At 65.2% G+C, this 12,180-nt stretch carries 12 protein-coding genes and 3 pseudogenes; 8 read left to right on the forward strand and 7 right to left on the reverse strand.

What is annotated here, in order from left to right; all coding sequences use genetic code 11:
• The first annotated feature begins 5 nt into the window (after nt 1-5).
• The 7 genes and pseudogenes from ACFVJ3_RS15505 (at nt 6) to ACFVJ3_RS15535 (ending at nt 5,498) form a co-directional block, all read left to right on the forward strand.
• Nucleotides 6-1,004 carry an ATP-dependent DNA ligase gene (locus ACFVJ3_RS15505; protein ID WP_378452851.1) on the forward strand — a complete coding sequence of 333 codons (999 nt, stop codon included), beginning with the start codon at nt 6-8 and terminating at the stop codon, nt 1,002-1,004.
• 772 nt (nt 1,005-1,776) lie between these two features.
• Nucleotides 1,777-2,482: pseudogene (locus tag ACFVJ3_RS15510) on the forward strand (SOS response-associated peptidase).
• A 78-nt stretch (nt 2,483-2,560) separates the two neighbouring features.
• Nucleotides 2,561-2,788 (forward strand): hypothetical protein, encoded by a 228-nt coding sequence (locus tag ACFVJ3_RS15515; RefSeq protein ID WP_378452852.1) that lies wholly within the window; start codon nt 2,561-2,563, stop codon nt 2,786-2,788.
• Nucleotides 2,789-3,085: 297 nt separating this feature from the next.
• Entirely contained in the window at nt 3,086-4,252 is a 1,167-nt protein-coding gene (locus ACFVJ3_RS15520) for a ribbon-helix-helix protein, CopG family (RefSeq protein ID WP_378452853.1), read from the forward strand.
• A 41-nt stretch (nt 4,253-4,293) separates the two neighbouring features.
• Nucleotides 4,294-4,632, forward strand: a complete 339-nt coding sequence (locus tag ACFVJ3_RS15525; RefSeq protein WP_378452854.1) for a hypothetical protein — start codon at nt 4,294-4,296, stop codon at nt 4,630-4,632.
• A gap of 143 nt (nt 4,633-4,775) precedes the next feature.
• Nucleotides 4,776-5,123, forward strand: coding sequence for an Lsr2 family protein (locus ACFVJ3_RS15530; protein ID WP_378452855.1), 348 nt, complete (start codon nt 4,776-4,778; stop codon nt 5,121-5,123).
• Nucleotides 5,124-5,174: 51 nt separating this feature from the next.
• Complete coding sequence (locus ACFVJ3_RS15535; protein WP_378452856.1) at nt 5,175-5,498, forward strand: hypothetical protein; 324 nt, start codon at nt 5,175-5,177, stop codon at nt 5,496-5,498.
• A gap of 56 nt (nt 5,499-5,554) precedes the next feature.
• On the opposite strand, the gene ACFVJ3_RS15540 is transcribed toward ACFVJ3_RS15535, so the two are convergent.
• The 7 genes and pseudogenes from ACFVJ3_RS15540 to ACFVJ3_RS15570 form a co-directional block, all read right to left on the reverse strand.
• On the reverse strand, nt 5,555-6,091 hold the full coding sequence (locus ACFVJ3_RS15540; protein WP_378452857.1) for a hypothetical protein: 537 nt from the start codon (nt 6,089-6,091) through the stop codon (nt 5,555-5,557).
• Between the two features lie 264 nt (nt 6,092-6,355).
• Nucleotides 6,356-7,305, reverse strand: a pseudogene (locus ACFVJ3_RS15545) (phosphatidylserine/phosphatidylglycerophosphate/cardiolipin synthase family protein).
• 254 nt (nt 7,306-7,559) lie between these two features.
• Complete coding sequence (locus ACFVJ3_RS15550; protein ID WP_378452858.1) at nt 7,560-8,309, reverse strand: hypothetical protein; 750 nt, start codon at nt 8,307-8,309, stop codon at nt 7,560-7,562.
• A gap of 536 nt (nt 8,310-8,845) precedes the next feature.
• Nucleotides 8,846-9,103 (reverse strand): annotated as a pseudogene (locus ACFVJ3_RS15555) (N-formylglutamate amidohydrolase); the annotation flags it as partial.
• Nucleotides 9,104-9,122: 19 nt separating this feature from the next.
• Nucleotides 9,123-9,389, reverse strand: coding sequence for a response regulator transcription factor (locus tag ACFVJ3_RS15560; RefSeq protein WP_378452859.1), 267 nt, complete (start codon nt 9,387-9,389; stop codon nt 9,123-9,125).
• 41 nt (nt 9,390-9,430) lie between these two features.
• Complete coding sequence (locus tag ACFVJ3_RS15565) at nt 9,431-9,943, reverse strand: hypothetical protein (RefSeq protein ID WP_378452860.1); 513 nt, start codon at nt 9,941-9,943, stop codon at nt 9,431-9,433.
• Between the two features lie 548 nt (nt 9,944-10,491).
• On the reverse strand, nt 10,492-11,151 hold the full coding sequence (locus ACFVJ3_RS15570) for a TetR/AcrR family transcriptional regulator (protein ID WP_378452861.1): 660 nt from the start codon (nt 11,149-11,151) through the stop codon (nt 10,492-10,494).
• A 129-nt stretch (nt 11,152-11,280) separates the two neighbouring features.
• Between ACFVJ3_RS15570 and ACFVJ3_RS15575 the strand changes: the two genes are divergently transcribed.
• Nucleotides 11,281-12,078 carry an enoyl-CoA hydratase-related protein gene (locus tag ACFVJ3_RS15575; protein WP_378452862.1) on the forward strand — a complete coding sequence of 266 codons (798 nt, stop codon included), beginning with the start codon at nt 11,281-11,283 and terminating at the stop codon, nt 12,076-12,078.
• Nucleotides 12,079-12,180: the final 102 nt, after the last annotated feature.

Raw genomic sequence — 12,180 nt, forward strand, 5'->3', positions numbered from 1 at the left:
GTCCGATGAGCGGAGCTGGGAATCGGCTGATCGCGCCGATGCTGGCCACCCCAGGGCCGCCGCCGGAGGACACCGAGCACCCCTGGGCCGCGGAGATGAAGTACGACGGCTGCCGCATCCTGGCCTCGATCGGCGGCCACGATCGGCCGGTGCTGTGGACCCGCAACCTCAACACGGTCACCTCCTCGTACCCGGAGGTCGCCGACGCCCTGACGAGCGTGTTCGGCGGTCGCGGCCGCATCGTCCTCGACGGCGAGGTGGTCGCCCTGTCGTCCGGTGGCCAGCCGAGCTTCGCGCGCCTGCAGAAGCGGATGAACACGCTGCGCCCGACCACCGCCCTGCGCCGGCAGGTTCCGGTCACTTTCCTGCCGTTCGATGTGCTCCGGCTCGACGGGGAGGACCTGATGGGTGCCCCGTACCTCGATCGCCGCGCCGCCCTCACCGACCTCGGCCACCAACTCCAGGGCGCCGGCCTCCCGATCCAGATCCCGCCACATTGGGAAGGCATCCAGGGTGCGGTCATGCTCGAAGCGGTTCGCGGTTCGGGTATGGAAGGTGCTGTGTTCAAACGTGTTTCGTCGTTGTACCTTCCCGGTCAGCGTACCCGGGCCTGGCGGAAGGTATTGATCCGTACGCGGGTGAGCTGCGTGGTGCTCGGGTGGATTCCTGCTGGCGGGATGCAGCGCAACATCGTTGGCGCCCTCGTGCTCGGTGCCTACGACGACCAGGGCGCACTCCGGCATCTAGGGCACGTCGGGACGGGCTTCACTCAGGCTGGGCGCCGGCAGCTCGGTGAGCAACTGGCTGCCCTCGAACGTCCCACCAGCCCGATCGTCGCTGAGTCCGCGGCCGCGGAACAGCACGGTGTAGTGCGGTGGGTCGACCCGATTGTGGTGGTCGACATAGATATCCGCGAATACGGGCCCGGAGGGCTCCGGCATCCCTCGTACAAGGGGCAACGTCCCGATCTCGACCCGGAAGGGGTCTTCGTGCCCGAATCGTAGAAGACGCCGTCAGCTGAGGAGGAGGAGTAATGATGTCGCTGCAGGAGTTCGTGTGGTGGTTGCTCGGGGACTCGGTGTGGTACGTCCCCATTCCGGGCTTTCGGGAATGGATGGGCTTCGGATAGCGCGTGGTGCGAGCGAAGGGAAGCCGCTGTCGCCTTCCCCGGTGACAGCGGCTTCGTTTCCTTCCCAGGAACGCTACGCAATGTAGGTCTTACCTGGTCAGGAAGACGGTGCCGGTCATATCGCCTCTCGGCAAGTGGTCGCTCGCAGCGACTTTTCTGGTGTGGTACCCGGGGTATGTCCCGCCACCGTCACCCCTCTTCAACGACCGGGTGCCGGGTGATATTCCGGCCCGTGCGGGCGCCGGGTCAGAACGGCGGCCACCTCCCGGGGTTGGCGGGAGATGGGTCATGATCCGAACAATGCTGGGATGCCCCAATACCACCATCCGAATTCGCCTCCATACATCAACATCCACTCCGAGATCTTCATGACTAGCCTCCCGTCGGATCAAGGCGAAGGTCCTTGAGTGCGATCATCGGTGCGTCGGCAGGAATGTAGAGGTACCCCGTCGCACCGGAAACAGGACACCCCAGAACCGCACAACCAGGGCATATGGACGGGGGAGAAGCACCCCGGACCGCAGACCATGGCACGTTCCTTCGACAGGTTGGCCCCGACCCACCCATGAGGCTATGGCCTCCATCGCCGCGCTCGCGTCGGTTGGCGTGTTAGATCGGGACAGAAGATGCGACCAGGGAGGGTGAACGTGTGCGGCCGCTACGCCAGTACCACCACGGACAAGGAACTGCGCTCGATCTTCCACGTCGACGAGGTCGTCGGTGACGAGCTGCGCCCGTCCTACAACATCGCCCCGACCCAGCAGATCCGGGCGGTCCTCGAACGGGCACCCCGGGACGAGCCGGACGCGGCACCGGTCACGCAGCTCAGGACGCTGACCTGGGGATTGGTGCCCTCGTGGTCGAAAGAAGCCAAGCTCGGCCGCCTGATCAACGCACGCTCGGAGTCGGTGACCGAACGCCCCTCGTTTCGGGCCGCGGCCTCGAAACGGCGGTGCTTATTGCCCGCCGATGGGTACTTCGAGTGGGAGAAACGCGACGGCAAGAAAATCCCACATTATTTGCACGGCGACGGGGTGCTCGCGATGGCCGGCCTGTACGAGCTGTGGCGCGACCGTGAGCTGCCCGAGGACGAGCCCGAACGCCTGGTTGTGGACGGCGACCATCTTGACCCGGCCGGCCACCGATGCGCTTGGACGCATCCATGACCGCTGCCCGGTGGTGTTGCCGGCGACGTTCCAGGAGCATTGGCTCGACCCGACTCTTACCGACAAGGACGACGTCCAGGCGCTACTCGCGTCGGTGCCCGATCCGGTCCTGCAGAGCTACGAGGTCAGCACCGCGGTGAACTCCCCGCGCAACAACGGACCGGACTTACTGACGCCCGTGGCCTGACTTCGCGGCCGGATCGCGTTTCCCCGATCCGACGGGAGCCCCGGCGACTTGCAACCTAACAATGTGACGTTGTAAAGTGTGGGGCATGACGGGGGCGCGCAGAGCAGCATCGACAACCAGGCCGAGCCCGCAGACACCGTGGTGCCGCAGCACACCGAGAACGGCTTCGGCACATATGAATGGGACCCCGAGCACGGCGTCGTGTTCCGCATGGGCCTCGACCAGTTCGGCACCATCGGCGGCGTCCCGGTCAGCCAGTACACTCCGCCGCCTCCGGCCCCGTACACACCGCTCAACCTCTCCTGAGTGTCAGTCATACCCCCGCGACCGCTAGCACCCGCCCCCGGATGCTGGTGCGCAAGGTATTTCGCAGCGACCGGCTCGCCGGGACGCACTGCCCGAGTGTGGCGGCGGCGGGTGCCATGGGGTGCGAATCGCGGTCCCCGGCCCTACCGGAACAATGGCCGGTGATGAGCGAGACAAACATGGGCCGCGTACCGGTGGGTGATCCGATCCCGCTCCGGTTCGATCCCAAGACCAAGCAACGGCTCGAGGAGTACGCGGCCGGCATCGGCCCGCGCCGCTTCGGGGGGGCTGGTGCGGGTGGCCGCCAGGCGACTTCTCGCCGACCCCGACCGGGTGCCCGAAGCCCTGGCCCAGGCGAGGCGCGCCTCCGTTGACGCCCGCCGCATCACCTGGGCGGAGAGACCGCTCGACCTCGACCCCGAAACCAGCACTCGCCTCAACCAACTCGCCCACGAGTTCCACACCGACCGCAGCGCGATCGTCCGCGTCGCACTGCACCGCTTCCTGACCGGGGCAGGACGATTCCGCCACCCGGTGCTCCGCGAAGACGCCCGCACCGATCTGACCTACCGCACCCGCGTGTACCTCAACCGCTCCACCCTGGCCCGGCTCGAGAAGCTGATCAGCCGCAACGGCGACGCCCTCACCGCCGCAGCGATCCGGGTCGCGGTCCGCCGACTCCTCGACGACCCGGGAGACCTCGCCGCCGACCTGGCCACGATCGGCGCCACCCGCGACCTGACCCCGGAAACCCTCGGCCCGCGCACCAACGTGCACTTCGACGACGACCTGCGCGACCAGCTCGACATCCTCGCAGAACAGCTCGACTCGAACCGCGCCGAACTCATGCGCCTGGCCGCGCGCCAACTCCTGGCGAACCCCCGGGACCTCGAGAAGGCGGTGACCGAGGAGATCTACCGCGGGGACGCCAACCGGGACCTGCTCCTCGCCCGGAACACCCGCCGGCAGACCGCTGACCAGGCCACCCACCCGCCCGCCGTCCGCAAGGCGCCCAGCCCGCAAGGCAACCCGTTCGGGAAACGGCACGTCTTCCGGTTCGACGAGGACACCAGACGCCGCCTGGAAGAGCTGGCGGACGACTACGGTCCCCGCCGCATGTCCGCGCTGCTCCGCGTCGGGATTCGCAGACTCATCGAGAACCCGGCGACCGATGAGGCCCTGGCACAGGCACGCCCCGTCGCCGCCCCGCCGCGCACAGCCCGGGTCGACGTCGCCCTCGACGACGAACTCCTCGCGCACCTCGACGCCCACGCCGAACGCCTCGGCTCGAACCGCCAGGAACTGGTGCATCTGGCGGCCACACGCATCCTCCGCTTCCATCACAACATCGAGAACCGGATGCTCGACGAGATGTTCCGCGCCCCGAACAACCGGAAACACCTGCTCGCCAAACACGCCCGCCGCGAGCAGATTCGTCGGAGCGACCGCGGCAGCGGCACCTGACCTGCGAGAATGGACGGTGGGTCGGGCCACCGGAGGATGCCATGTCTCGGTTTCTGCGCCTCGCTGTCGTCGCATCCACGGCAGCCGCCGCCCTGTCCCTGACCGCGGCGCCCGCACACGCGGCACCACCGCCACCTCCGAGTGGGTGCGACATACAGTTCTTCGCGGTCGGTGCCATGTCGACCTGTGCACCCGGATCGGTGAACACCCACCAATTGGAACTGGTGTGCGTCCCGTTTACCAATTTGATTTACCCCATCAACACCATCACCGTGTGGGGGCCGGAGGTCCCCACCTTCCTGCCCTCCATCGCACTGTGTCCGCCGCCCATCTACTTCGCGCTCGGCCCCCTGAGGGACACCCGGGTGCACACCCGATAGGACCAGCCCCCGGCTGCTCCTGCGCCGTACAACCGGCAGTTGACCTGCGGAGATGACACGTCTCCGGGGTCGGTGCCCCTGATCGGCCGCCGCCGCCAGTAGGGTTCTGCCTGCTGTATCGAGACGTGAGAGATCGGGGAACTGTGGCGCGCAAGGTAGTTGTCGAACTCGTCGACGACATCGACGGAACCGTCTTCGGCGAGGACGGGGAGAACATCACCTTTTCCGTCAACGGGGTGGACTACGAAATTGATCTGAAAGACAAGCACGCCAGCAAGTTTCACAATCAGATCGGATTCTTCATCGAGCACGCCACCCGGGTCGGTGGCCGCAAACGACGTTCGGATCGTTTCGCGGTCTCGGACGCCCCGGTGCGGCGACGCGGGAACGGCAAGGAGATCCGCGCCTGGGCGGCCGAACAGGGCTACGAAATCTCCTCGCGCGGGCGCATTCCCGCCGAGGTCGAGCAGGCGTTCCAGGACGCCCACTGAACGCGAAGGAGCGTTGATGCGATCGCTGCGTAATCCCTGGTACCGTGCGCCGTGCGCCGAGCGGCGGGCGAGCACTGGCTGACCACCGGCAGCCGGGGGTTACGTGGCATGACCGGTGAGCCGGTGGAACTCAACGACACCGAGGCGGCTACCGTCCTCGCTGCCCTGGTCGAAACCACCGGTGGTCGGTGGCCGACGCACCCCGCGCGTATCGCCCGCATGCTTCGCCGGCTCGGCATCGACGGCAACACCGAGCAGATGGCCACTGCCATCACCGCTCTGGTCAGCGACCCGGACTGGTCCCACCGCGCCCGCGAGATCACGTCCAGCCATCGGACTGGTAAGCCGGATTGGCTCATTCACCTGGGGAGATGACATGTCCCCATCGACCGCAATCCGGGCCCGGCTATTGGCACAGGGAAGCTCTCTGGTCAGGCGTTCTCGCTCTGCTTGTTCGCCACTTCGCCGACTGCACTCTTGAGCCACCACCGGAGATTCCGCCTTCCGACCAATCGCGCGCCATCTCCGAACCGGCTTCGTTCCTGCGAAATGAACGGAACCGGATTGCCCTCGACCACAGGCTCTTGTGTCCAACGGTGCGGCGACCCGTAGATCGCCTTGAGGGCGTCGCGGTCATGTCCCAGCTCTACCAGCTCATCTTCGGAGATTTCATGGTGATGGAGCGGATCGGGTGCACCATCATTTCCTGCTCGACGATTGAGCTCCTCGTAGAGCCTGACCAGCTCGCCAGCAGCGTCTCCCACCTCGGAATGTCCGCGCAGACGTTCGATAAGGAAGGGCAGTACAGGGGTGAGGGCCCTTCCTTCTGCGCGGTCGATCCAGTCATCTTCCCAACCGAGGGTTCCGTCGGGGCTTGTCTTTGGCTCCCCGAAGAGCTGACGTGATCCATCGACCGTATATCCCTGGTCGTACAGATCTTGGGCAGTGATCCACGACTGCTCAGGCATTTCATCCACTCCTGTTCACTCTTGTTACGAGCTTCTCAGTCGGACAGTTGCGCGGTGCTTGGCGCGAAGACAGTGAATCCGCTAGGTGACGGTTTCTCCAAGGACCCCCGCACGCGCTCGGGCGTGTCGCTCAGCCGGCCCACACCAGCGTGACCGGAAACCCTTCCCAACGCGTTCAGCCCGGGCCGGCATAGCAAGCAGATCAGCGCAGCTGGAAGTCCGGTCCTCAATGGTCCGATCCGTCGCTGGGGCAGCGGATCCAGGTCAGAGGTTCCAGAGTCGGAGTAGCGCGGCACGCAGGCTGGCAGAGATGATCCGGTGATCTGTGGTCAGCCGGGGATTGGGGTGCCCGAGATTAGCGAGCTGCTGTTCGGCGTCCGCAACCGAGACCGGCTGCAGATCCGCTCGGACGAGCAGGAGATGGCCGAACGCTTTGTGGGTATGCGGGATTGCGATGGCGTCTGAGTCCACGACCGCCGGAGGGTAAATCCATTCGTTGTCGTCGCTGACGAAGACGAGGACATCGCCACGCTCGAGGCGGGCACGTCGGTCGTCGAGGCGGAACCATTCGAGCTGATATGTCGCTGCCGGCCCCGCGGTGGTGGTGTGATGCCGGCGCGCCTGGGTGGCCCAGGTCTGTGCTCGGTGACGCTGGGTTCGTAATCGACGATGTGCCGCAGGAACATTCGGGTCACCCGCGCGGGAAGCAAATCCAGTTCGGCGCGCACCCGGCCACCGATCCCGGGGATCGGCACCGACCGACCGATCTGCCATTCGGTGCTGGCGTTGTCGAGAAACACCTGATCGACCTCGGTGATCTCCTCAATACCGTCGATGAACGTGCGGGCGGCGGCGATGACCTCCGGATCGTCGGTGATGACTACGGCATCATCGGCGATTGTCGAGCTGTGGGAGGCACTCGCGGAGCCGATGACCGCCCGCCGACTGGTGGCGATGACGTTGGCGTGCAGGTTCGGTGACGACAGGACCCGGACCCCGGCCTCGACGTAGTACGCAAGCGCAATCGGCGAGGTCACATGCGCGCGCACCGCCGCCCGGGAAGCGTTCACGACGAGGAGGTCACCGGCACGCAGCGGCAGCAGCGTCGGCGCGTCCTCGCCCAGGTACGCGATCGCGGCATGCCGCGGCCCCCTCACTCGAATGGCGCGGGTGATGTGCGGCCAGGGACTCGGCCCGTGAAATGTCGTCCCCATACGTCGAACGGTAGCGCGGGCGTGATGCGCTGTACCCCGTTTGGCTCGGGCCCGGATCGTACGGTGCAGCCCGCGAGGCCAAGTGCACCGCCGTACTCTGCGAAAAGCTGTGATGAACTACGGATATGACACGTCCCCATCGTTTCTGGTCGACGCCGCCGCGTCCCGCCTTACAGCGGCGGCGGCGGCTCGTCCCCGTGGACGAGCCTCCACCACAGGGTCGCGCGCCGACGAGGGATCGGGTCGGGCGATGATCACATCGGCCCGATCTGCGGCGGCGAGCATGTAGGGCCGGCGGCGCTCGCGCCATTGCGCGGCGACATCCCCGGGGACCGTCGATGCTCATCGGACTTCTCGAGGGTCTCGCACGCCAGTTTCAACCACGGGACGAGATGGCGTTCGGCTTCCCGGCTGATTCCGTTGCCCGCTAGGACGTTCTCGACGAAAAGGCTTGTCAGATCTCGGCGGATCCGCCACCGCAGTTCAGCTTGATCAACAATGCAGGACCGCTCGGTGGCCCGATCGTGGCCTGAGTCGGCCGAGTCGCCGGGGGCGGTGCGAAGCCGTCGGGTGGCCCTGCGGGGTACTGCCCCGAATATCTCGGGCCGTTGGTGCTGATCGAGGGCGCGGGCATGGGTACAGGCGTCGCCCAGTTCGGTGAGCGCGGGCACAGCTGGCCGCCGGTGGGTGGCGAGTTGGGAGAGCATATCGGCGCCGAGGTCTTCGGCGCGCGCAAAGACTTCCAGCCCGTGCCGGTAGCGCAGGACCGCGGCGTTCTCCCAGTGCCGGGCGAGTCTGCGTTCGCGGCGGGGGAGGCCAGCGACAGCTGCGAAAAATCGTTCCTGGGCTTGGCGTGCTCTATCCCGTAACTCGGTGTCCGCGGCATCGCGGCGGTCGGAGGTGATGCCGTGCAGCGGGATCAGCGCTTCCCGCAACTCCTGCGCAGCGTAAGCGAGGTTTGAGGGGCTCGACGGGGTGGGCGCGCGTGCGTCGCGTGGGTCCAAGCGCCATGCCGGGAAGTTTAACCGGACGGGTAGGACGGCGATTGTGATGCCGGCCGGCCGGCCGCGACCGAGCTTGCCGGCCGGGTGAGAACTAGCACCGGCTCGACCAGTGCTGGTGGTGTCGTATCCACCCCTGGATTGTTCTTTGACCAGCAGAAATGACACGTCCCCTGCCCTGTGGTTCCGTGCGCTGGTAGTCTTGTCGCCGCGCTCCCACCCGGGAGATTCCTGAAGTCTGTCGTGGTCGGCTTCAGAAGTGGCAATGAGCTTGTGGCACAAGTGTATCCAAGTGCCGCAGCCCTCCCCGGGTGGATCAACCGTCTCGATTCCGCCCCCGGGCGTCGTCCTCGATTTTGTGGGGCAACGGCGACCAGCTGCCCCTGGCAGGGGATCGGATCGAGACGGATGGAGGAAACCGCATGAGCAGGCAACAGCGACGTGACTTCAAGGTCGCACCCTTCGGAGGGCGTGCAGACCGGACACCGGAGGAAGTAGCGCCCGCAGACTGTGGTCCGGCTCCCGGCCAGCCTGCCGGGTCAGGCCGTCGTGGGAATGGTGATCTCGGCTCTGCCGTCGATGGCCGATAGCAGGTAGTGCGGGCAGGTGACCACCTGTCGAGGCACGGGAATCGCCCGGCGGTCGGTGTCGAGATAGAGGCGGTATACGAGCTGCCCGCGTCGATGGCCGCCGGTCCCTGGGTCGACGGCGCCGAGGAAGTACCCGTGCGCCGAGTCAACGGTCGAGAAGATCGCCCGCGCCCACTCGGCGGACTCCACCGGCGGCAGATACCGCGGCACCACGCCACAGGCGACCTCACGCTTTGCGTTCCGCCACCCACGCTGCGATCTGGGTACGTGAGGTGAAGCCTAGTTTGGTGAGGACGTGTTCCACGTGTCCCTGTGCCATGCGGTTGGCGATGACCAGCCTGGTGGCGATTGCTCTGTTGGTCAGGCCTTCCGCTACCAGCTCGGCGACTTGTTGCTCGCGGTTGGTCAGGTGACAGTTGTCCGAGTCGGCGAGCCCCGTGGGTACCGGTGTGTCTTCGTCAAGTGCGAAGGCCACGGCCTCCGCCAGCGTCATGTGTCGGCCGGCTTGAAAGGCGTCGTCGAAGCGCTTGCTGCTCAGCGTGTTATGCGCCTGGCGTGCACATTCGTCGTGATGAATGTGGAGGCCGGGAATGTGAATGGTGTGCTGCCGACGCTCTCCCAGAGTCCTTCGGCAGCGCCCATCAGCTGTGCGGCTTGTTCGGCTCGGTCGGTCTTTGCAGCGATCCATGCCAGAGCCTCCAAGCACCAGGCAGCGCTGAGCGGGTCGTCGACCACCCGCGCCATCCGAAGTCCCTGACCGAGGAGCCCGGTCGCTCGGTCACGGTTGCCGAGTTGCCACACCTGTAGGCCGAGTTCCCAGAAGGATCGGGACCTGTAGACCGATTCTCCGAGGTCGGTGCTGAGAGCGAGGGCCTCTTCGTTGCGGGCGATTGCCTGTTCGGTGTCACCGAGGAGTCCGAGTCCGAGTCCGAGTCCTTGGAGTGTGGAGATACGCAGGAACGGTGTGGGGTGGTTGTGGAGGACGGTGAGAGCTGCGGCAAAAGATGTGGCAGCTGTTTGTATGGTGCCGGAGTACAGCGCATGCATTCCTTCGGCGTGGTGCAGGTGTGCCTGTGCGATTTCGTCGTCGACGCAGTAAGTCGTCAGCTGTCGGTGTTACCCCAGTTCAGCGACATGAGTCCCCGGACCGTTTCGAGGATTCTGACAAATTAGTGAGAATCATTGTAACAAGACTTTGCAACGTCGCAGGTCAGCGCGGCGTACAACTGACAAGATCGGCGGAAACCTACAGGACGTCTGTAGGTTCCACGGTTCCGTGTCGGTTTCCAGATTTCGCGTCGGTGGCGCGTCACTTTCCCAAATTTCATGTCACTCGCGTGTCACTTTCCAGGTTTCGTGTCACTCAGGAGACAGGCTGCATGCGTGCCCAGGACCAGCGGGGTCGTGGTCAGGTACGTGCAGGACGATGGCGGTCCAGTCGCGACAACGGTCGCTGCCGTGGATTGGCTTGCTCCATTCGGTTCGGCCAGTCGTGTCCGTTGGTAGCCAGGAGCTTTGCAGCATTTGGTCATCGCACGCACGCCGCTGCGGATCACGTGCGTTCAACGCCGAGAAGCGGCGAAGGCCCGACCAACTCAGTGAAGCAGCTCTGCGTAGTTCTCTCGCTCGCTGGGATCGAGGATTGCCCCTAGGATCAGGGCGAACTGGCGGTGGACGTAGGTATCCAGGGAGAGCGTGCGCTCGAAGTACCAGTGTTTGAGGGCCCACGCGTGCGCCAGGAGAAGAAGGTCGTATGCCGTCAGTTCGACGTCGGTGACTGAGAACAGCCCCGCCTCGACTCCCTCTCGGATCACCACCCGCAACGGCTCGCTCGTCTGGACCTCGAGGTCCTTGATGCGTGCACGCCCGATCTCATCGAGGCTCTTCGTCTCGCGATAGGTCAGGACTGCCGCGTGTCGACGCTCATCGATGACCTCGCAGAATGACCGGAAAGCTGCGGCCAGGCGCAAGACAGGGTCCTCACCAGCAGCCTCGATGGCTGCCGGGACGTGGCTGGCGAAAGTGTCGAGCACGCCCACGATAACGGCAAGCAACAAGTCGTCTTTGCCGCCGAAATATCGGTAGATCAACCCGACGCTCACACCGGCCTCCGCGGCGACGGCCTGCATAGACACGGCGTTCGTGCCATCCCGTTCCATCAGTCTCGCGGCGGCGTCCAGCAGTTGCGCGGTCCGTTGCTCTGCGCGTGCTCGCTGTGCTGCTTCAGCTGGATCAAACAGTTTGCTGGTCGCCATGTCTCTCTCCTGAACTGGGTCAGTCAGTGGTGAATCGTAATTCATCACAGTTACCTCATCTTGACAGGAACTCCGAACTGAACCAATATTCATGAGCAGTGAAGAAGTGTTCATGTAGGAAGGTGGAAGATGACTGAGTTCGAGGATGTCCTGTACGTCGTTGAAGATTCTGCGGCGATCATCACTATTAACCGGCCCGAGCGCTATAACGCGTTCAGGGCGAGGACTGTGGACGAGCTCATCCGGGCTTTCCGTCAGGCCTGGGCGGACCGGCGGGTGCAGTCGGTGATCCTTACGGGTACGGGCGAAAAGGCGTTCTGCACCGGCGGTGACGTCAAACAGCGTGCTGAGACAGGCGACTACGGCCCGAGCGAGTCGGGCATGTTCGAAATTGGGTACCTGCACAAGCTGATTCGTGACATCCCCAAGCCGGTCATCGCCGCGGTCAACGGCGTCGCGGTCGGGGGTGGCCATGTGCTCCACGTCCTATGCGACGTATCTCTGGCCAGCGACACCGCCCGATTCGGCCAAGCCGGTCCGAAGGTCGGCTCCTTCGACGCCGGCTTCGGGTCGGCCTACCTTGCTCGCGTGGTGGGGGAGAAGAAGGCGCGTGAGATCTGGTTCTGGTGTCGGATGTACGACGCGAACGAGGCTCTCGCGATGGGTCTCGTCAACAAGGTGGTCCCCGCTGACCAGCTCCTCGAAGAGGCCAAGAAGTGGGCTGCCGAGGTGGCAGAGAAAAGCCCGACCGCGATCCGCTTCCTCAAGCAGTCCTTCAACGCCGACACCGACCACCAGGCCGGCTACAGCAACATGGCAATGACGGCACTAGACCTCTTCACTGCGTCCCCCGAAGGTCTCGAGGGCGCTTCGGCATTCGCCGAGAAGCGCAAGCCCGACTTCAACCAACACGTCAACTGGCATTGAGCCCGGCGAGATACGGGAACTAGTGCTGTCTCTCGGGCCGTCATCGCACGCTGCCTTCTCGGCCACCCACGGACGGTGACCACACCCTCCCCTCCCACGAAA

Source organism: Rhodococcus sp. NPDC127593 (assembly GCF_042671975.1).
In the GTDB taxonomy this organism is placed as follows: Bacteria; Actinomycetota; Actinomycetes; order Mycobacteriales; family Mycobacteriaceae; genus Rhodococcus_F.

Excerpts from the sequence above, each read along its gene's own strand:
- ACFVJ3_RS15575 (WP_378452862.1), top strand. The coding sequence starts at position 11,281 with ATGACTGAGTTCGAGGATGTCCTGTACGTCGTTGAAGATTCTGCGGCG.
- ACFVJ3_RS15540 (WP_378452857.1), bottom strand. The coding sequence starts at position 6,091 with ATGCCTGAGCAGTCGTGGATCACTGCCCAAGATCTGTACGACCAGGGA.
- ACFVJ3_RS15565 (WP_378452860.1), bottom strand. The coding sequence starts at position 9,943 with ATGCATGCGCTGTACTCCGGCACCATACAAACAGCTGCCACATCTTTT.
- ACFVJ3_RS15570 (WP_378452861.1), bottom strand. The coding sequence starts at position 11,151 with ATGGCGACCAGCAAACTGTTTGATCCAGCTGAAGCAGCACAGCGAGCA.
- ACFVJ3_RS15525 (WP_378452854.1), top strand. The coding sequence starts at position 4,294 with ATGTCTCGGTTTCTGCGCCTCGCTGTCGTCGCATCCACGGCAGCCGCC.
- ACFVJ3_RS15560 (WP_378452859.1), bottom strand. The coding sequence starts at position 9,389 with ATGACGCTGGCGGAGGCCGTGGCCTTCGCACTTGACGAAGACACACCG.
- ACFVJ3_RS15505 (WP_378452851.1), top strand. The coding sequence starts at position 6 with ATGAGCGGAGCTGGGAATCGGCTGATCGCGCCGATGCTGGCCACCCCA.